Below are 18,551 nucleotides of genomic sequence, written 5' to 3' on the forward strand. Positions count from 1 at the left end.
GAAGCGTAGCCGGTGGCCGGACTATCTCCGCACCAGCTCCAATAGTCAGACCAGAATGGTGACACCATGAATCTCTCTCGTACTACTCCCGCACGCGACCGGATCATCGAGCCGATCATCGCGCTCGCAGGTTGCTCGAAGCAGCACCGAATCGTGATCGCAGGATCGAGGGCCGTCGAATTGATGCTGGAGCTGCAACGCCGCGGCTATGTCCGCACGGCGGCCACGGCAAACTGCGGCCAACCGGCCGGCCAGTACGATGTCGCGCTGGTCGATTGGCGACGGCGCACGTTCAAGACGCTCGAGACCGCGCTTGACTGGCTGGTGGGGTTCGTGAGTCCCTCCGGCGTGCTCGTGGTCTGGGTTGATCCCCAAAAGGCTGCGGCCAACGAGATCCTTCGCCTCTCGCTGGAAAGGCGCGGCTTTGTCATTGAGGCTGGAACCGTGCATGATTGCGGTTGCGCCGTTTCGGCGCGGCGGCGCGAAACGAGCCCCTTCCGCAAAGCCGCGTAGTTGGCGCCAATCTTCCGCCGCTCCACAGGAGGATGGCCGCCTGTGCCGTCGCCAAACGTGCTAGGCACGGTCCGGACATAATCAGGAGCCGGCAAGGGCCGCATCATGGAAACCAAACCGCCGATTCCGCGGGCGATTCTCGTCAGCGTCCAGATCCCCGGTGTTGACGACGTCGCGCATGCCGCTGATCTCGAAGAGCTGGGCCGGCTGGTGAAGACGCTCGGTTACGAGGTTGTCGGCACGGTATCGCAGAAGCGCGACGATATCGGCGGCGGCACGGTGCTCGGCAAGGGTCGGCTTGCGGAACTCGCGGCGATGACCGGCGGCACGGGTGTGGTCGGATCGATGGCGATCGCCCGCAAATCGAAGGCCCGCGATCGATTCGAAGACGCCGGCGAAAAGCAGCCGGATGCCCGGGAGACAGAACCCGATCCGCTAATCAGAGCGGAGATCGTGATCGTCGATCATGACATCTCGCCGAGCCAGGCGCGCAATCTCGAGCGCGCCACCGGCGCGCAGGTACTCGATCGGACCGGAGTGATCGTGGAGATTTTCCATCGCCATGCCCACAGTCGCGAGGCGAAGCTGCAGGTCGAGATGGCGCGGTTGAAATACGTCTCGCCCCGTCTGCGGGAATCGTCGGGCGGCGGGCGGCAGCAGGGGGTCGGCGCGGGCGAGTCCGATCTCGAACTTGATCGCCGCAAGATCCGCGATCGCCTCGCGGAGCTGAAGCAGCAGCTGGAGGATGTCGAGCGAGACAACGACCAGCGCCGGTCCGCGCGTCGCGATCAGCTGCGGGTCGCGCTGGTCGGCTACACCAACGCCGGAAAGTCGTCGCTGATGCGGGTGCTTACGGGCAGCGAGGCCCTGGTTGAGGACAAGCTGTTCGCTACCCTCGATACCACGGTGCGCGCCCTGCAGCCCGACACGAGGCCGCGCGTTCTGGTCTCGGACACGGTCGGCTTCATCAAGAAGCTGCCGCACGATCTTGTCGCCTCGTTCCGATCCACGCTCGCCGAAGCGCTTGAGGCGTCGCTGCTGCTGTTCGTCGTCGACGCGTCCGATCCGACCTATCAATCGCAGCTCGAAGTGAGCCGCGAGGTGCTGCGCGAAATCGGCGCGCAAGCCGTCCCGTCGCGGCTTCTGCTCAACAAGATCGATCGCGTCAGCGAGGCCGATCGCGCCGCTCTGCGCGAAAAACACCCCGACGCGATCCTGCTCTCCGCAAAGTCGCCCGCGGACGTGGCGGCGCTGCGTGAGACCATCATCTCTTTTTTTGAAGCTTCGATGGTGGAGGACGAGCTGGTGTTGCCGTATGCGAAGCAGGGGATGCTCAGCGACGTCTACGAGAATGCGCGCGTGCTCTCGGAGGACTACGACGCCACCGGCCGGATCATGAAGGTGCGCGGCCTCCCCGGCGCGATCGCGCGCCTGCGCAGAACCCTCGCTGCTACCTGAATGACGCCGTAAAGGTAGCGAAGCGGTTTCCTTGCGTCGTCCCCCACTTCTGCTGCCGCTTCGGTGCATCGCCCTAGCGTCAATCCATCGGCTCGCCTATCGTGGTCGGATGCGATTGAAATCCAGCATATGGGTGGCGGGCTATTTGCGCCGCTGCCAGACCGAGGGGATATTCGGCGCCGTGCGCCGCCGCGGCGCGGAAGAAGCCGGCGCGGTGTTCGTCAAGGTGGCGCTGCTCGATGGCAATGCCATGCTGTACGCGCCGGCGCCGCAGACGGTCTATGACGACAGCCGGCCGATCGAGCGCCTGTTCGCCGCGACCTCACCACAGCCGGTGCCGGAAGCCTCGGTAGAAGAGCGTCTGGCGAAGGAAATCCGGTTCGACCCGGATGTCTGGATTGTCGAGACCGAAGACCGGGCAGGGCGGCACTTTCTCGATCTGGCGAAGGCTTAGCACGTATCACAAAAGCATGCCCTCGGATTTAATCCGCGGGCGGACACCGGTTTTGCGGTCGGATTACGCGCAATATTCTAACTTCCCGAGCCTTGCGAGCCGGTGCGCGGCATGACGCCGGCGCCTGGCGCTTGCGTCGCCGGGCGGGTTTGGCCGGGCGCGGAGCGCGCGCGATGGCGTTCGTCGTCGTAAAGGGTGGGGCGATATTTGGCACGGGTGACCGCCAGCGTCGAGCCGCGCCACGCGGCCAGCATGATCAGGGCCGATCGTTCGCTCAACCTGTCGAACAGGCGCGATAGCCGGTAGACGGTGTTCACGGAAGTGCCGAATTCGGGCTTGAGGAACAGCAGTACGCGCTGAAAAACCGCGCTCGGCATGCCCAGCGCCTTGAGCCCGCAGGCCAGCGGTTCGCCGCCGGGATCGTTGACTACCTGGGCGGCAACCCGCGCCGGCAATATCAGGGTTTCGCCGAGTTCAAGCGTGAAGTTTTCGACGTCGGCCGCGAACGCGGCCATCTCCAGCGTTTCGATGGCACGTTTGGTGCGCGCGGCGGGAATTCGCGCGGAAGCTTTTAGCGGGGTGTCGAGGAGATTTTGCAGGATCAAGGCGCGTTCGCTGCCGCTGGCGCGGAAGAACATGTCGCTGATTTCGGCGGCGTCGGCCGGCTGCATCGACAAATTCGATGCCATCCGCAATTCCGCCTCGCTCAAGGCCCTGGCCGGCGCCGGCGCGGATGGGCTTGCGGGAATCTCGTGAGCGACCGGAACGCGCTGAGCCGGATCGGTGGGTCTCAGCCCGAGCCTTTGCAGGACTTCGCGCGGCGTTCCCGGATAGATCGCCAGCCGCGCCCGCACGGCCGCGCGCGTCGCGTCGTCGACCTGATCGATCAGGCGCGAGGTCAGTTCGACGAACTGCCGCTCTTCGTCGCCGCTGTGCGCGTTGGCCTGAACATAGAGGTCGGTCAGCACGCGCAGCAAGGTGGGTCTGATATCGACGCCCTCGCGACGGGACAGCGTCATCAAGCCATCGAAACCCGGAAAAGATTGAGGTCTGGTCATGTTAGGGTTACGCGACTGAGAAATTCTCGCGGCAAATTACGTCAGTTGCTTTAACAGCTCGTTAAGGAAAACGATCTGTGAACGCGGTGGTTGCATTTGGCGGCCATTGTGCGCAACGGGGCGCCGTCCGATCGCATCCATCAAACCGGTTCCAAGAAACGAAATTAAGATGCTGTTAACCACGTCCTGTTCTTAATGATGGCCTGTCGCCGGCCAAGTCATGCCTGAGCGGCAACCAGAGAGAGTTGAACATGGGTACCATCATTGAATTTCCGGCGGATGCGGCTTCGCGGCGGCTGGGGTCAACTGTGGATGGCGCTTCAGGCGAAGGCACAGGAATCATCCTGATCCTTCCCGTCGTCCGGATCGAGCGCGAACCCGATAAAACCAGCGGTGGCCGTGGACCGGAAGAAGGTACGGCACCGGGCCGCCGTCGCCGTCGGCGCTGACATCGGGCATTTTGAAATGCCGGAGACGTGTTTTCCAATCCGGACAAGACGACGGATCCGGTGCCGCTTACCAGTCCAGACGTTGCTTCTCGCAAGCGTGACGCTCGGCGGCTGCAGCGGCGGCGATTTCGGCCGCACCCGCGAGGATTTTCGCAACGACGACATGCATCGCTGGATCGGCAGTGAGGCGACATCGAGCGTCGGCCTGCATGCCTCGCAATTCCAGTTGACCGACAACGAACGGCAGCTTCGCGATCTGGCTTACCCGCTGATCGAGCCGCCGCACTCGCGCCCGGCCTGGAAGAGCGTGTTCGGCGACTACACGTCGCTTCCCTCGCCGTGGCGGCAGAAAGTCATATTCGATCGTACCGCCTATGGGCGCCAGTTGATCGACGAGCCGCACCGCTCGCATTCGTCACGCTATGCGCAGCTGATCGATGACGTGCGGGACGACATCACCCGGTTCGAGCCGTTCTTCGCCACTGCGGTGCGTGTGCTCGACCTCGACAGGAAACGTAACGCCGCCCTGGCGCATATTTCGGAGTTGTCGCCGCGCGAGCGCGCCGACGCCGTCGCCCGCATGGAAGAGAATACCCTGGTCGTGCAGTGGGTGCAGCAATGCCTGGAGCAGAGGATCTCCTCTTACCACTGGGCGCTGGAGCGGCTGGTGCTGCAGGCGCCGGATAACATGGCGGCGGACGCCGATCGATTGATCGGCGAACTCGCCGCACAGACGGCCAACCCGCCGGTCGCGGCGCAGCCGGTGATCGGGCGCGCGCTCAGCACCCGCGGCTAGGAACTTGTGACGAACTGATAGGTTCGCTCAGCGCTTCGCCGGCGCCGCCTGCTTCGCCGGCGCATCGGTTTGAACCTTGCAGCTCGATGCGGCGAGCGAGGCCTGGGCCTGCGGCATCAGGCCGGGCTCCGGCGCCAGCGCCTTCAACACGATCAGCCCGGTCGCGGTCGGAGAATCGATGATCAGCCGGTCGGCCGCCGTCACATCCTCGTCTTCCGGCAAGTCGGCGTGCTGGTCCTCGGTCATGAGATCGAGTTCGATCACCTTGCGGCCGGCGGACCGGTCGTTGATGGCGTAATAGGCGACTTCGTTGCGGGTGTAGAACGACACCGAGGTGTAGGCCTGGCTGACGGGAACCGCGAGCTTGAGCGGCCCTCCCGACAGATCGTAGCGGCAGATCGCGAGTGCAAACGCCGGATCCATGAACGGCATGGTTACGTTGTTGGGATCGGCCAGCGGAAGCGCGGTCACTTCGTTGAGCTTCGTTATCGAGGTCAGACGCGAATAGGCGTCGTTGGTCGCGATCCGCGGCAGCGCCAGCACGCTGACGAGATGCACGATGCCACCCAGCAGCACGCCCGCGATGATCGTGAACAGCACGCGGATCATGGGCACCCCACGGTCGCGATCGAGGGCATCGGCGCATCGCGCTGGGTCCGCGTCGCCACGCCCACCGGCGTATCGTAGAGCCGCAGCATCAGCGCATAGCGCTCGATACCGCCGGTCGGGAGCCAGTTGCCGGCGCGCGATCTCGAGGCCACCCGCACCTCGAACGCGCCGTCCGCGCCGCGGATGATTTCCTGGCTGGTGAAGCCGTACCGCTGCAGCGAATTCGCAACCAGATGCCCCTTCTGGTCGTACAGCGTCAACGTCCAGAACCGGGCCGCGGGCGTGACGCCGCTGACGACCACATCGCAGCGGCCATCGAGCGGACGCTTGCGGTCATCCGTGGTCGCCGAGAATGCCACGCCGTCGCCGGTACCGACCGGCAATTCGCCGCTGCGCACGATCGAGGCGCGCGAGTAGGGATCGACATCGGCGGTGCCGGTCTTGGGACGGGCGGTCCAGGCGCCGATCGTGAGCGTGCCGAGATCGGTGCCGCGGATTGCCGTCATCCACGTCGCGCCGAGGCCGACGACGGTGGCCAGCATCAGCGCCAGCAAGGTGATGAATATCAGCCGCACGGTCAGTTCTTGCGCGGTACGGGCGCAGCCGCGTTGCCTGGTGCTGCCGCCGCAAAGCTCTCCGGGAAGGCAAGCGCGCTGGACGACACCGGCTTGGCGGCCTTCGTCGGATCGGCGGACGAGGCATGGCCGGCGGTCTTGGCGGCGTCGTCGAGCATCTTTTCGACCTGCACCAGAATATCCGCGCCGCGTTTGGTCAGGACTGGCGGCGGTCCCGGCTTGATCTCAGGAGCGTTCGGCGCGCCGTTGGCCGCAACCGCCGCGGGGGTGGCAGGCGTCGGCAATTTTGTGCCCATGCCGACGCCGGGGAGTTCCTTGATCTCGACGCCGCGATGGGCCGCGACCATGATGTCGTGCCAGGTCTGCGCCGGCAGCGCGCCGCCGGTCATGCGGTTGGTCGGGGAGTAATCGTCGTTGCCGTACCAGACCGCGCAGGTGAAGTTGCCGGTGTATCCGACGAACCAGGCGTCGCGGTAGGCGTTGGTGGTGCCGGTCTTGCCGGCGGTCGGAATGCCGTCGAGCGCGGCACGTCGCGCGGTGCCTTCGCTGACGACGTGGCTCATCATCCCCGCCATGTCGGCGGCGACCGATGCCGGAATCGCCTGCAGCGGCTTCTTGCCGTCACGGTCGAAGCGCCAGACCAGATCGCCGGCGCCGGTGCGAACTTCCAGTACCGCATGCGGCGTCACCGACTTGCCCCTGTTGGGGAAGGTCGCATAGGCCACCGCGTGCTCAAGCACCGTGACCTCGTCGGCGCCGATCGGCAGTGACGGCGTATCCGGCAGCGGCGCCGTGATGCCGAAGCGGCGTGCGACTTCCACGATCTTGGCGCGGCCGGCTTTCGGTCCGCCCTTGCCGCCGAGCGCAATCGACAGCTTCACCGGCACGACGTTGATCGAGTGGGTGATCGCCTGCGTCAGCGTCACCGCGCCGGAATAAGAGTGGCCGTAATTCTGCGGACACCAGTTGCCGATGCAGACCGGACCGTCGACAATGATCGAGGTCGGCTTGAAGCCGTTGAGCAGCGCGGTGGTGTAGACATACGGCTTGAATGACGAACCCGGCTGCCGGTAGGCGTCGACGGCGCGGTTGAACTGGCTGGCGCCGTAGTCGCGGCCGCCGACCATCGCGCGCACGCCGCCGTCGAGATCGGCGACCACGGTGGCGGCCTGCGTTGCGTGATAGTCGCGGCCGAACTGGCGCAGCTGGTTCTCGATGGCCTCTTCCGCGGCCCGCTGCACGTTCATGTCGATCGCGGTGCGGACCACGAAAACCCGTTCGTTGTAGGATTTCGGAAACGTATCGACGAGCCTGCGCATCTCGTCGAACGCCCAGTCGAGATAGTAGTTCGGCGAATTCTCGTCGCGGCGATCGACCGCGGTGGCCGGATTGCGCCGCGCGCCGAACACCTGGCCTTCGGTCATGAATCCGGCGTCGACCAGATTGTCCAGCACCTGGTTGGCGCGCGCACGCGCGGCGGGCAGGTTGATGTGCGGCGCATATTTGGTGGGGGCCTTGAACAGCCCGGCGAGCATCGCGGCTTCCGCCAGATTGACGTCACGCGCCGACTTGTTGAAATAGAAATGCGCGGCGCCGTCGACGCCGAAAGTGCCGCCGCCCATATAGGCGCGATCGAGATACAGCTTCAGGATTTCATTCTTGGTGAGCCGGGTCTCCAGCCAGATCGCGAGAAACGCCTCGTTGACCTTGCGCTCGATGGTGCGCTCGTTGCTCAGGAACAGGTTCTTGGCCAGCTGCTGTGTGATCGACGAGCCGCCCTGCCGCACGCCGCCGGCCTGCGCATTGGTCAATAGCGCGCGAAAAGTGCCGGCGACATCGATACCGAAATGGTCATAGAAGCGGCGGTCTTCGGTGGCGAGTGTCGCCTTGATCAGATTGTCCGGAAAATCCTCCAGCGGTATGGAATCATTGTGCTTGATGCCGCGGCTGCCGATCGGATTGCCGTAGCGGTCGAGGAACGTCACCGCCAGATCGGATTTCTTCAGCCAGTCCTCGTCGGCGGTTTCGCGGAACGCCGGTACCGCCAATGCCAGCATCAGGATCAGGCCGCCGAGTCCGATGGTGGCGGCTTCCGACAACGGCTCGATGAAGACCCAGCGTTTCCAGCGCCCGACATAAAAGCGGTCCATGAAGGTGGAAAACCGCTCATAGAGTTCGCGCGCGCCTACCGCCGAAGAGAACAGCGTCGAATCGATGCGCGCATCGATATCCAGCATCAAATGCCGGATTTTTTGCTTCCATTGCGGTGGTACGATCTGGCGCACCGGAGCCCTTGGTCAGTTCGAAAGCGCTCAAGCACCCGGTCGGGCACGGTCGAGACGTCTTGCGCGAATGTTGCGGCAAACCCAAGGCGCTTTTGCGTCGTTGGGGACTCGCTGTCGTTCTAACCGAGCGGGGGCGATAAACCAATGGTCGGCCTCACGATTTTGAACGGCAGGACTAACGCTGTTCCGGGCTTTGCAATGCTGCCGAACGACCCCACTTGCACCCCAGGCGCCGCAGCCCCTAGAAGGGTCTGGGCCGCCGCCCGAAAAATGTCAGGACTCATGACCGTCCGCCCCAAGCCGCCCTCGGACCAGGAGGGATTCTTCTGGAAAACCAAGACGTTGGAAGAGATGTCCAACGTTGAATGGGAAAGCCTGTGCGATGGCTGCGCGCGCTGCTGTCTGGAGAAGCTCGAGGACGAGGACACCGGCAAGATCTATTTCACCCACGTTTCCTGCAAATTGCTCGATGCCGGGCTGTGCGCCTGCAAGGATTACAAGAATCGGTCCGAGCAGGTTCCCGACTGCGTCCGGCTGACGCCGGAAAACGTCCGCACCCTGAGCTGGCTGCCGCCCAGTTGCGGCTACAGGCTGGTGGCCGAGGGCCGTGATCTCTATTGGTGGCATCCGCTGGTTTCGGGCGATCCCAATACGGTGCATGAAGCCGGCGTCTCGGTGCGCGGGCGGGTGCAGGGGACCGAGAACGAGATCGCCGACGCCGATCTCGAAGATCATATCGTGCAGTGGCCGGCGCTGCTGCCGAAGCGGGCGCGGCTCAAGAAGCGACCGCAAACCTGAATGCCGCGGCTGTAACAGATCACGCAATTGCGATGTGACCCTCGCGGGACGCACCCATGCGCCTGACCCGCTGCCCCGACTTCGAATTACCGCCTAAGTTCCAAGCCACAGAGCGATTCCCCGCGACCCTCTCGTCGCGCCTTGAATAAATATATCTCGGCATGAACAAGTACGAACGGCAGAGCCATCACCCGGCCGGCGATCAAGCGTTGCCCGAAGCCATCGCCGGCGAGCTGTCGCAAATGCCGGGTGAGGTCCTCGATCCCAGCGAGGCCCCTTCGATCGCGCCGTCGCGGGCGCCGCTGACCCCAAGCGAAGTCCGCACCATCCTGATGAGCCTGTTGGTCACGATGTTTCTGGCCGCGCTGGACCAGACCATCGTCGCCACCGCGCTGCCGACCATCGGCCGCCAGTTTCAGGACGTCTCCAATCTGTCATGGGTGATCACCGCCTATCTGCTGGCATCGACCGCGGTCGCGCCGGTGTTCGGTACGCTCGCCGACATCTACGGCCGCCGCGGCATGATCATCGCCGCCCTCGGCTTGTTCATCGCAGGGTCCATATTGTGCGCGCTGGCGCCGAACCTGACGGTTTTGATATTGGCGCGGGGCCTGCAGGGGCTTGGCGGCGGCGGCATCATGCCGATCGTGCAGACCGTGGTTTCCGACATTGTGACGCCGCGCGAGCGCGGCCAGTACCAGTCTTATTTCAGCATCGTATGGATGGCCGCCGGAGTCGGCGGCCCGGTCCTCGGCGGCGTGTTCGCCGAACATCTGCACTGGTCGATGATTTTCTGGATCAACGTGCCGCTCGGGCTCATATCGCTGGCGTTGCTGCTGCCGAAAATGGGCAAAATCCCGGTATTCCATCGCAGGCGAAAGGTCGACTGGCTCGGCGGTGTGTTGCTGATGGCATCCGCGGTCGTGATCATGCTGGTGCTGACCTGGGGCGGTAACCGCTTTCTCTGGCTATCCCCGACCATCATGGCGATGATCGGTGCGGCCGTTGCATTGACGTTCGCGTTTGTCTGGCATGCCGGCACCGCCAAAGAGCCGTTCCTGCCGCTGTCGCTGATGGGCGGACCAATCGCGCCCTACGCGCTGGCCGGCGGCGGCTGCACGTTCGGCGCCATGCTGGGGCTGACCGTCCATCTGCCGCTGTATTACGAGGTGGTCTACCATCTCAGCGCCAGCGAGGCCGGACTGGCGCTGATACCGCTCGCCGCCATTTCAACCGGCGGCTCCGCCATTGCGGGGCGGGCCATGGCGCGCTCCAAGCATTATAAGCGGGTCGCCATCATCGGGACTTCGTGCTCGGCGTTACTGGGATGCGCGCTGGCGCTGACGACGCTGCCGCTGTGGGGCCTGTTGCTGCTGCTGTCGGTATTTGCGCTCGGCCTCGGCACGGTGTTTCCGGTCAGCGTGGTCGCGCTGCAGAATTCGGTGGCGCGCGCCCAGGTCGGCACCGTGACCGGCGTGATGAACTTTTTCCGCGCGTTGATGGCCTCCTTCATGGTGGCGGCGTTCAGCGCGATCCTGCTGATGGCGCTGGGCGCGGATATTTCGCTGGGCGGCGAGCATCGCGGCCCCGTGAGTTCGATTCCCGCCGCCGACATGATCGCAGCCTTCCGCTACGTGTTCGCCGCGGCCGCGGCACTGCTTGCCTGCGCGGCGCTGTGCATGATCGCGATGGAAGAGAGGCCGCTGGCCGGCCCGGCCAAGCCGGTCGGGATGGTGGAGTAGGGCGGGCGGCCATCGGCCGCCCAACCCGGCGTCATCGCGACCTCTAGCGCAGCGCCAGAAGAAACTGCCTGATATTGTCCTGCATCGCGCGCTCGTTCGCGATCCGCACGCGGTCGGCGCCAAGCGGTGAGTCGGAGTACGTGGCGCGGGCCGTGCTCTTGATTGGATAGGTCGCAGCCGCACCGGCGCCGGAAACCTTGTAAGTGACGTCGGCGGTTACATCCATATCCAACCCGATCAGCGGCTCATCCAGGTTCATGATCTCGGCATCGACGTAGAATTTTGGCGTGCCGGACCGGGCGAGATAGCCGCTGGCGGCAAGGCTGCTTTCAAGCGCTGCCTTGAGCGGCTCATTTTCGACTCCCATCACCGTCATCGCGTTCATCATCCGACCACCTGTAACCGAACGGACCGCGATCGCATTTCGGTATTTCGGACTGACATTGACAACCGCGCTGTTGTCGACGGTCATCCCCTGCTGCGTCGCGCACGCTGCAAGCCCCGGCGCGATCAACGCCAGGACGATCACAATTCCTCGATGTCGCACCACGCTGCCCCCAGCCACACACGCCCAGCGGGAATTCTAGCGAGTGGTAAACCGGTAATCAATAGGCGGCCCGACCGGGCTGCGAATGCGCCCCGGCTATCCCCGCGCCGCGATTTGATCTAACAGCGGCGCCAGCGCGTCATTGAAATCGACAAGGAGCCCCCATGAGCAAACCCACCATCGAGCAGGCCCGGATGGGCACCGAAGGCATCGCCTTCTGCATCGCCCGGACCCTGATCGAACGCGATCCCTCGCTGAAGGCGCCGATGCGCGCGAACTTGCGCAAGATGTGGGAACTGTTGGAAGAGCGCGAGGACCATGCCGCCGCCGACATGGTGGACACCATGATCAAGGCGCTCAACGATCCCGCGTTCTTCAAGCCGTGAGGCCGCGCCTCAACTGGCCTGTTCCAGCCGGGTGTCGATTTCCTCGCGCAGCAGGGTGAAGTCGATCGGCTTGGTCAATAATCCGCTGGCACCGCTTTCAATCGCCTTGCGCTTGGTTTCGGCGTCGCCATAGGCGGTGATCATGATCACCGGGACTTCAGGCCGCATTGCCTTGACCTTCGGCAGCATTTCAAGGCCGGTCATGCCGGGCATGTTGATGTCCGAGAGGATCAGGATCAGCGACTGTTCGATGGTGTTGGCGATGCGGACCAAGGCATCCGTCGCTGAAATCGCAAAGTCCATCACGAAACGCTGCGCGCGCAGATCACGCCGGAATTGCTGGCGGAACAGCGCCTCAACGTCGGGCTCGTCATCAACCACAAGAACCAGAATGCTCACGTCAGACCTCTAATTTTGTTTTGAAATATGACTTGTTCGCGGCAACACGATCCTGAATTCGGTGAACCGGCCGGGCTCGGTTTCGACGTCGATGGTGCCACCGTGTTGTTTCACGATGATGTCATGGCTCATTGAAAGCCCGAGCCCGGTCCCTTCACCCGCCGGCTTGGTCGTAAAGAACGGATTGAACATCTTGTCCTTCACCTCCGCCGGGATGCCGGTGCCGTTGTCGCGTATCCGGATTTCCACCGTGTCACCGAGATTTTTCGTGGTTGCACGAAGGACGGGATCAAAGCCGGTGCCGCCATTCTCCATCTTGCGTTTGGTTACTGCATAAAATCCATTCGAGATCAAATTCAGGAAGACGCGGGTGATCTCCTGCGGAAATAATTCGATCGTGCCCGCCTTGTCGTCGAAATCCCGCTGCAAGGTGACGTTGAACTGCGGCTTTTCGGCGCGTGCGCCGTGATAGGCGAGATTGAGACTCTCGTCCAGCAGCGCATTGATATCTGCCGGCCGGTGCTCGCCGGAACCCTCGCGCGAATGCAGCAGCATGTTCTTGACGATGGAGTCGGCACGCTTGCCGTGCTGGACAATTTTTTGGAGATTGTCTTTCAGCATCTGTGTCAGTTCTTCGACGTCATTTCGAGTCTTGTCGCCGAGTGCGGCGGATTTGAGCACGTCATTGAGTTCATCGGTCAGTTCCGCCGATAGCGCGGAGAAATTATTGACGAAATTGAGCGGGTTCTTGATCTCATGGGCAATGCCCGCTGTGAGCTGGCCGAGTGAAGCCAGCTTCTCGGTCTGCACCAGCCGATCCTGCGCGGTGCGCAATTCGTCGAGCGAAGCTGCGAGTTCCCTGGTGCGGGCCTGGACCTCGTCGAACAGCCGGGCATTCTCGATGGCGATCACGGCCTGGTCTGCAAAGGTCTGCAGCAGCTCCATCTGGCGCGGGGGGAACGGACCGGTTTGCGAACGCGCAATCGCGATCACGCCGATGACGGCGCCGTCGCGCGCCATCGGAACCGCCAGCGTGGAACGAAGTTGGCCGATGCTCGAATCCGCGTTGCCCGCGTCTCGGATCATCTTTCTTACCTTGGGATCGAAATCCGGATCATCGAAAAAATCGGTGACGCTCTGTACTTCCCCGGTCAGGATGACGCGTTCCGCGGCGGTGCCGCGGCCCGCGCGTATCGGCCGCCCCTTGAACATGAGGCTCGCCTCCGCGACGCCCACGCCGGCGATAGCCTTGCATTCAAAGTCCTCGCCGCTCCGCAGATAGAGCAGGCCCACTTTAGCGCCGCAGAGCTTGTAGGCCGACTCCACCAGGGTATCGAGTACCGGCTGCAGGTCGAACGTCGACCGGCTGATGACCTGGAGCACGTCGCTGGTCGCGGTCTGGTACTCCAGTGATTCCTGCAGGTCATTGGTGCGCGCCTGCACCTCGTCGAACAGCCGCACATTTTCGATGGCGATCACGGCCTGGTCGGCAAAGGTTTGAAGCAGCTGGACGTGGTGGGCCGCGAACGAACCGGGCTCCAGCCGCGTGACGCCGATCATGCCGATCGGCGCCCCCGCGCTCATCAGCGGCGTGAACAACATGCTGCGAAAACCGCGGGCTCGCGCGATATCCCTCAGCGGCGCATCCGGTAAAGCTTCGGTGTCGGCGATCTGCGCTACCTTGCCGCCGTGAACCAGTTCAAGCAGCGGAAAGCTGGCGACCGGCGCCGGGAACGATGCCTTCAGGATTTCGTCGGCGGCTGCAGTGGTCGGGGTAAACGCCATCAGGTGCAGCGTGCCATCGATGAAGCGATATACCGTAGTCGAGAAGCCGCCGAGCAGCCGGTTGGCGCTGCTCGCGATCGCCTCGAATACCGGCTGGACGTCCGATGGCGAACTGGCGATGACTTTCAGGATGTCGGCAGTCGCCGTCTGCCGCTCCAGCGCTTCTTTGGTCTCGTTGAACAGTCGCACGTTTTCGATCGCGATGACGGCCTGGTCGGCGAAGGTCTGGAGCAGGGCGACCTGTTGGTCTCCGTAGGCGCCGGGCTCAGCCCAGCCCACCGTGATCGCCCCAATCGGTTCCCCGGTGCGCAACATCGGCACCGTGACCTGGCTGCGCGTGCCCAGCGCTTCGATCATCTGCCGCGACAGCGCCGGCACCGACTCATCGTTTTCTATGTCGGTGACAAAGTAAGGCCGACGCGACTGGATCGCGCGTCCCGCCGTGGTGTCGTCAGCCGCGGGCCTTGGAAACACCCGCTGCACCGTGCTGAGACCCGGCACGCTCAATCCGTGCCCGGCGACCAGGTGAATAATGCCTTCGTCGTAGCGATAGACGCGCCCCATGCGTCCACCGCACAACCGCACTGCGCGCTCGACGATCACGTCGAACACCGGCTGCACGTCATTGGGCGAACTGGCGATGACCTTCAGGATTTCGGCGGTCGCGGTCTGCCGCTCCAGCGTCTCCTTGGTTTCGTTGAACAGCCGGGTATTCTCGATTGCGATCAGGGCCTGGTCGCGGAAGGATTCGGCCAGCGCGATTTCGCTTTCGCGGAAAATTCCAGCCCGCTTTCCGGCAATCCCCAGCAGGCCAACGCATTTCCCCTCGCGCAGCAGCGGCAGGTAGAGCGCCGAGTTGATGCCCAACGTCTCGTGGACCATGCGCTCATATTCGGGCAGTTCGACCGCCGACCAGTCCGGCAAATGCAGGTTCTTCCCGGTGACGATGACGCGCGATGGGAAATTGGCGTCGGTATCGATCGCCACAGGCGCAAGATGGGGGACAGTAAGAAGTCCTTCCCGCCCCGCCGTGGCTACAGCCCAGTAGGTGGTGGCGTCGCAACCCAGGATGAACGCCATGTCGCGGCGGAACAGCCGCGTGGCGGTGAGCACGATGGCGTCGAATACCGGCTGCACGTCGGTCGGCGATTGACTGACGACGCGCAGAATCTCGGATGTCGCGGTCTGCCGGGCCAGCGACTCCTGGGTCTCGTTGAACAGCCGCGCGTTCTCGATGGCGATGACGGCCTGGTCGGCGAAGCTTTGCTGGAGCGCGAGTTCTTCAGCGGTGAAGGGCAGGGGCCGGCCGCGAAAAACGATGAGAGCGCCTATCGCGCGACCCTCGCGCCGCAGCGGCGTGCCGGAAACGACGTGGGCACCCGCGGCGCGCGCGAGCGGCGGGCCGGGCCAGCGGGCCATCGTTGGATCGACATTGTCGAGATCGGGAATATGAATCTGCCGGTTTTCATGCACGACCGTGCCCGGCAGGTTAGGGCCGCCAATCCGCAGTTGCTCTGCCGATAAGTTCGAGCCGATGCGTTTCGAGCCGTCACCGACCCGGATCGTCTTTCCCCATTGGTCGCCTTCGGCGATCATAACCGTGACGCTAGAGGCGCCGAACAGACGCGCGGTCGTCTCCGCGATCTGCTGCAACGATCGCTCGGCATCGCCCGAGGTGTTGGCGATCGCGCCCAGGATCTCGGCGCTGGCGGCTTGGCGATCCCGCGCGGCGCGCAGCTCAGCCTGCAGCCGGGCATTCTCCCGCTCGAGATTGGCCACCACGTCCGGGGGAAGCGCGGTCATTCAAATAAAATCCATTCGGCAGCGCCTGGCAGCCCACCCAATTAAAACGATCTGTCCGGCGCGCAATTGATCGAGCGGCCGGCAACTCCGATAGAACACTGTCTCATTATCCCACCCAGGCACATCTCGGCCAGCGCCATCTTTTGTCGCGGTTACGCTGAAAACGCGGGCGAACTCAGGTGCCGGGCCGGGAAACCTCCGTTTCCTTTGACGTGATGAATTCCAGCAGCACCGGGATGCCTTCTTTGGTTTTCTGAATGCCGCGCCGGATCGCAGGGATGATGTCTTCCGGTTTCGTCACCCGCTCGCCATAGCCGCCGAAGGCGCGCGCCATCGCGGCATAGTCGCCGGAGATATCGGTCGAGCGGTATTTCTCGGTCGAAACCGGCATCACCTTCAGCTCGATCGCCATGCTGAAGTTGTTCAGCAGGATCGACATGATCGGGATGCGCTCGCGCACCGCGGTTTCGAAATCCATCCCGGTAAAGCCAATCGCGGCGTCGCCCCAGACGTTGATGCAGAGTTTTTCAGGTTTTGCGAGCTTGGCGCCCATCGCGAGCCCCAGTCCGTAACCGAGTTGGGTGGTCTTGCCCCAGCCGATATAGGACAGCGGCTCGACCGGCTTCCAGAATGGCGACAGCTGATCGCGCGGGCTGCCGGCGTCATGGGTGATGATGGTGTTCTTGATATCGACGGTGTGCTGCAGGTCCCAGAGCACGCGATAGGGGCTCAATGGCGCGTCATTGCTGGTCAGCTTCGGCAGCCATTTTGCCAGCCATTCCCGATGCGACGCGGCAATTTCAGCCGCGACGGCCGTCGCATCGCGGTCCGATGTGACGCTCTTTTCGATCTCTTCCAGGAGGGCATCGAGCACCAGCCCGGCATCGCCGACCAGCCCGATCCTGGCTTCGACGTCCTTGTTGAGATGCGCGGGGTCCAGCGTCGAATGGATGATGGTCTTGCCCTTGGGCATGGCGATGCCGAACGAGGTTTCCGTGAACGAGCAGCCGATGCCGAAAATCACGTCGGCCTCGCCGAGGAATTTCGGCACCGCGCGCGGCACGGCGAGACCGCCCGAGCCGAGCGACAGCGGGTGCGTCTCAGGAAACGCCGATTTGCCGCCGAGGCTGGTGGTGACGGGGATGGCGAGCCGCTCAGCCAGCCGCCGCAGCTGCGGCCAGGCCTGCGCGTAATGCACGCCCTGGCCGGCATAAATCACCGGCCGCTTGGCTGACATCAACAGCGCCGCCGCTTCCTTCACATGGATGGGGTCGGCGCCGTAGCGGGTGCGCAGCACCGGCGTATAGTTCAGTGGCTCCGGGACTTCCTCGTTCCACATGTCCGCCGGGATTTCCACGATCACCGGCCCGCCGCGGCCGTTCTTCAGTTTCGTGAAGGCGCGGCGGAAGATGTTGCCGACCTCGGCGGCGAGGTTGATCGGCTCGGCCGATTTCGCAAACGCTTTCATCGCCTGGCTGGAATTGAAGTTGGGCTCGATATTCGCAAGCCGGCGCGCATAGCCCATCGGCAGCACCAGCACGGGGACGGATTCGCCGAAACACTGCGCCACGCCACCCATGGCGTTTTCCGCGCCAGGGCCGTGCTGCATGCAGAAGGCGCCGATGCTGCGTCCGGAGGTGACCCGCGAGATCGCATCCGCCATGTGAAGCCCGATCCGCTCCTGCCGTACCATGATCGGGCGGATGTCGGCGGCGGCGGCGTGTTCAATCAGGTGATTGACCGGATAGCCGCAGAGAATCTCGATCCCCTCGCGCTTCATGATTTCCGCAACGGCCGTGCCGAGTTTCATGCCGTTCCCTCCCAGGACTGGCCGATGTCGGGCTCGGCCTTTGCGGATAGTTGGAACAGGAATCCGTCGATCGGTAAAGCGTGCCTGCTGCCTTGGTTGGGAAGCTCTGGTATCTTGTATCAGCAACCCTCCACGCACGCAGAGCCCACGCCGGGCGCCGCATCGGTCCACGAAGGTAATCCTTCAGCAGGCGATCGGATTTCGCGAGCGACTCAACGGCGCGCCGTTCTTCGGTCTTGTCGCTGACAATGCCGATGTAATTTTTCGCAATTCCCGCTTCTGCGCTGGCATCTGGTTCGTTCCACAGGACGCCAATCTGGCAAACATGGGATGCCCGTGCAAAACCCAAGGTAAATTTTCCGCTCCGTAAGAATACGCTGCGGTAGAAAAATCTAGCCGTCTGCGGGGAGCGATTGCCGCCGTTGCCAACGCAGCCCGTAAAGATCGATCCGGGCCTTAACCGGTTGTTCAGCCTGTTCCTCAATGCGCCTGCAACCAGTCCGATTTAGATTGCGCCCCGTGCAGTGTCGCGGGAGAATCCCGGGCGGCGTCGACAGGAGTTTTGAGTGCGGCAGCTGGTTTCAAAATTCCTGACCGATCAAGCCGGGGCCACCGCGATCGAATATTGCCTGATCGCCTGCGGCATCGCGTTCGCGATCATCGCAACGGTTCAGGGCATCGGGCCCCAGCTCAACACCAAATTCACCTCGGTGAATTCGTCGCTGAAATAGCGGCAGTTAGGCAGCAGGCGCCATTGCTGACCCCAATTACCGGCCCTCTTTATCCCCGTTCAGCGCCCGCATCACCCCGATCCGCGCAAACATCAGCCAGCCGCCGCCGCTCTCGGCGGCATTGATCAGGTTCTCGACTGCAGTCTGCCAGCGCGTTTGGTGCTGCTCGTCTTCCGGCAGCTTCATGATGTAGTCGGCTGCGTGCTGCAGAGTGGTGAGGCTGCCTCCGCCGCGCAAGCGTATCGGCTCATCGAACGGCGTCGACCATGGCATCTCAGGCCGGACGTTGCGCTGATCGTGACGTGGCGTCGCATGTGCGCCGTTTCATCGCGCGTCCCCGCGATGGCTCGCGC

General features: G+C 63.6%; 18 protein-coding genes. 9 read left to right on the top strand and 9 right to left on the bottom strand.

Going from position 1 to position 18,551, the window contains the following annotated elements:
• Positions 1 to 66: 66 nt before the first annotated feature.
• From B5527_RS12675 to B5527_RS12685, 3 genes are all read left to right on the top strand, one after another.
• Positions 67 to 513 carry a hypothetical protein gene (locus tag B5527_RS12675; RefSeq protein ID WP_079601596.1) on the top strand — a complete coding sequence of 149 codons (447 nt, stop codon included), beginning with the start codon at positions 67 to 69 and terminating at the stop codon, positions 511 to 513.
• Positions 514 to 618: 105 nt separating this feature from the next.
• Positions 619 to 1,971, top strand: a complete 1,353-nt coding sequence (gene hflX / locus B5527_RS12680; protein ID WP_079601597.1) for a GTPase HflX — start codon at positions 619 to 621, stop codon at positions 1,969 to 1,971.
• 109 nt (positions 1,972 to 2,080) lie between these two features.
• On the top strand, positions 2,081 to 2,425 hold the full coding sequence (locus tag B5527_RS12685) for a DUF1491 family protein (RefSeq protein ID WP_079601598.1): 345 nt from the start codon (positions 2,081 to 2,083) through the stop codon (positions 2,423 to 2,425).
• 77 nt (positions 2,426 to 2,502) lie between these two features.
• Here the strand turns inward: B5527_RS12685 and B5527_RS12690 are convergent, their stop codons facing one another.
• A complete protein-coding gene (locus tag B5527_RS12690; RefSeq protein ID WP_425305069.1) occupies positions 2,503 to 3,444 on the bottom strand; it encodes a DUF2336 domain-containing protein in 942 nt (313 codons plus the stop codon).
• 290 nt (positions 3,445 to 3,734) lie between these two features.
• On the opposite strand from B5527_RS12690, the gene B5527_RS12695 reads away from it, so the two are divergent.
• A complete protein-coding gene (locus B5527_RS12695) occupies positions 3,735 to 3,932 on the top strand; it encodes a hypothetical protein (RefSeq protein WP_079601600.1) in 198 nt (65 codons plus the stop codon).
• A gap of 16 nt (positions 3,933 to 3,948) precedes the next feature.
• Positions 3,949 to 4,728 carry a hypothetical protein gene (locus tag B5527_RS12700; RefSeq protein WP_079601601.1) on the top strand — a complete coding sequence of 260 codons (780 nt, stop codon included), beginning with the start codon at positions 3,949 to 3,951 and terminating at the stop codon, positions 4,726 to 4,728.
• A gap of 27 nt (positions 4,729 to 4,755) precedes the next feature.
• On the opposite strand, the gene B5527_RS12705 is transcribed toward B5527_RS12700, so the two are convergent.
• Genes B5527_RS12705 through B5527_RS12715 form a run of 3 tightly spaced genes read right to left on the bottom strand, consistent with a single transcriptional unit; the run spans position 4,756 to position 8,197 of the window.
• A complete protein-coding gene (locus B5527_RS12705; protein WP_079601602.1) occupies positions 4,756 to 5,337 on the bottom strand; it encodes a DUF1254 domain-containing protein in 582 nt (193 codons plus the stop codon).
• Positions 5,334 to 5,912 carry a DUF1214 domain-containing protein gene (locus tag B5527_RS12710; RefSeq protein ID WP_079601603.1) on the bottom strand — a complete coding sequence of 193 codons (579 nt, stop codon included), beginning with the start codon at positions 5,910 to 5,912 and terminating at the stop codon, positions 5,334 to 5,336. The genes B5527_RS12705 and B5527_RS12710 overlap by 4 nt, the downstream gene beginning before the upstream one ends.
• A 2-nt stretch (positions 5,913 to 5,914) precedes the next feature.
• Positions 5,915 to 8,197, bottom strand: a complete 2,283-nt coding sequence (locus B5527_RS12715) for a transglycosylase domain-containing protein (protein WP_079601604.1) — start codon at positions 8,195 to 8,197, stop codon at positions 5,915 to 5,917.
• Between the two features lie 282 nt (positions 8,198 to 8,479).
• On the opposite strand from B5527_RS12715, the gene B5527_RS12720 reads away from it, so the two are divergent.
• Entirely contained in the window at positions 8,480 to 8,995 is a 516-nt protein-coding gene (locus B5527_RS12720) for a YcgN family cysteine cluster protein (RefSeq protein ID WP_079601605.1), read from the top strand.
• A 161-nt stretch (positions 8,996 to 9,156) separates the two neighbouring features.
• On the top strand, positions 9,157 to 10,737 hold the full coding sequence (locus tag B5527_RS12725; protein ID WP_079601606.1) for an MDR family MFS transporter: 1,581 nt from the start codon (positions 9,157 to 9,159) through the stop codon (positions 10,735 to 10,737).
• 43 nt (positions 10,738 to 10,780) lie between these two features.
• Here the strand turns inward: B5527_RS12725 and B5527_RS12730 are convergent, their stop codons facing one another.
• Positions 10,781 to 11,287, bottom strand: a complete 507-nt coding sequence (locus B5527_RS12730) for a hypothetical protein (RefSeq protein ID WP_154072188.1) — start codon at positions 11,285 to 11,287, stop codon at positions 10,781 to 10,783.
• Positions 11,288 to 11,448: 161 nt separating this feature from the next.
• Between B5527_RS12730 and B5527_RS12735 the strand changes: the two genes are divergently transcribed.
• The gene (locus B5527_RS12735) at positions 11,449 to 11,670 is read left to right on the top strand and encodes a hypothetical protein (protein WP_079601608.1); all 222 of its coding nucleotides are present in this window, start codon (positions 11,449 to 11,451) and stop codon (positions 11,668 to 11,670) included.
• Between the two features lie 9 nt (positions 11,671 to 11,679).
• Here the strand turns inward: B5527_RS12735 and B5527_RS12740 are convergent, their stop codons facing one another.
• From B5527_RS12740 to B5527_RS12750, 3 genes are all read right to left on the bottom strand, one after another.
• Positions 11,680 to 12,069, bottom strand: a complete 390-nt coding sequence (locus tag B5527_RS12740) for a response regulator (protein WP_079601609.1) — start codon at positions 12,067 to 12,069, stop codon at positions 11,680 to 11,682.
• 9 nt (positions 12,070 to 12,078) lie between these two features.
• Positions 12,079 to 15,657: a GAF domain-containing protein gene (locus B5527_RS12745; RefSeq protein WP_154072189.1), complete on the bottom strand. Its 3,579-nt coding sequence runs from the start codon at positions 15,655 to 15,657 to the stop codon at positions 12,079 to 12,081.
• A gap of 175 nt (positions 15,658 to 15,832) precedes the next feature.
• Positions 15,833 to 17,467 (bottom strand): thiamine pyrophosphate-requiring protein, encoded by a 1,635-nt coding sequence (locus B5527_RS12750; protein WP_079601610.1) that lies wholly within the window; start codon positions 17,465 to 17,467, stop codon positions 15,833 to 15,835.
• A 566-nt stretch (positions 17,468 to 18,033) separates the two neighbouring features.
• Here B5527_RS12750 and B5527_RS12755 point away from each other — a divergent pair.
• The gene (locus B5527_RS12755; protein WP_079601611.1) at positions 18,034 to 18,198 is read left to right on the top strand and encodes a Flp family type IVb pilin; all 165 of its coding nucleotides are present in this window, start codon (positions 18,034 to 18,036) and stop codon (positions 18,196 to 18,198) included.
• 36 nt (positions 18,199 to 18,234) lie between these two features.
• Here B5527_RS12755 and B5527_RS12760 read toward each other — a convergent pair whose 3' ends face one another.
• Complete coding sequence (locus B5527_RS12760) at positions 18,235 to 18,471, bottom strand: hypothetical protein (protein ID WP_079601612.1); 237 nt, start codon at positions 18,469 to 18,471, stop codon at positions 18,235 to 18,237.
• Positions 18,472 to 18,551 lie beyond the last annotated feature (80 nt).

Origin of the sequence: Bradyrhizobium erythrophlei (assembly GCF_900129425.1) — a bacterium.
In the GTDB taxonomy this organism is placed as follows: Bacteria; Pseudomonadota; Alphaproteobacteria; order Rhizobiales; family Xanthobacteraceae; genus Bradyrhizobium; species Bradyrhizobium erythrophlei_C.

Excerpts from the sequence above, each read along its gene's own strand:
- B5527_RS12675 (WP_079601596.1), top strand. The coding sequence starts at position 67 with ATGAATCTCTCTCGTACTACTCCCGCACGCGACCGGATCATCGAGCCG.
- hflX (WP_079601597.1), top strand. The coding sequence starts at position 619 with ATGGAAACCAAACCGCCGATTCCGCGGGCGATTCTCGTCAGCGTCCAG.
- B5527_RS12685 (WP_079601598.1), top strand. The coding sequence starts at position 2,081 with ATGCGATTGAAATCCAGCATATGGGTGGCGGGCTATTTGCGCCGCTGC.
- B5527_RS12690 (WP_425305069.1), bottom strand. The coding sequence starts at position 3,444 with ATGACGCTGTCCCGTCGCGAGGGCGTCGATATCAGACCCACCTTGCTG.
- B5527_RS12695 (WP_079601600.1), top strand. The coding sequence starts at position 3,735 with ATGGGTACCATCATTGAATTTCCGGCGGATGCGGCTTCGCGGCGGCTG.
- B5527_RS12700 (WP_079601601.1), top strand. The coding sequence starts at position 3,949 with ATGCCGGAGACGTGTTTTCCAATCCGGACAAGACGACGGATCCGGTGC.
- B5527_RS12705 (WP_079601602.1), bottom strand. The coding sequence starts at position 5,337 with ATGATCCGCGTGCTGTTCACGATCATCGCGGGCGTGCTGCTGGGTGGC.
- B5527_RS12720 (WP_079601605.1), top strand. The coding sequence starts at position 8,480 with ATGACCGTCCGCCCCAAGCCGCCCTCGGACCAGGAGGGATTCTTCTGG.
- B5527_RS12725 (WP_079601606.1), top strand. The coding sequence starts at position 9,157 with ATGAACAAGTACGAACGGCAGAGCCATCACCCGGCCGGCGATCAAGCG.
- B5527_RS12735 (WP_079601608.1), top strand. The coding sequence starts at position 11,449 with ATGAGCAAACCCACCATCGAGCAGGCCCGGATGGGCACCGAAGGCATC.
- B5527_RS12745 (WP_154072189.1), bottom strand. The coding sequence starts at position 15,657 with ATGACCGCGCTTCCCCCGGACGTGGTGGCCAATCTCGAGCGGGAGAAT.
- B5527_RS12750 (WP_079601610.1), bottom strand. The coding sequence starts at position 17,467 with ATGAAACTCGGCACGGCCGTTGCGGAAATCATGAAGCGCGAGGGGATC.
- B5527_RS12760 (WP_079601612.1), bottom strand. The coding sequence starts at position 18,471 with ATGCCATGGTCGACGCCGTTCGATGAGCCGATACGCTTGCGCGGCGGA.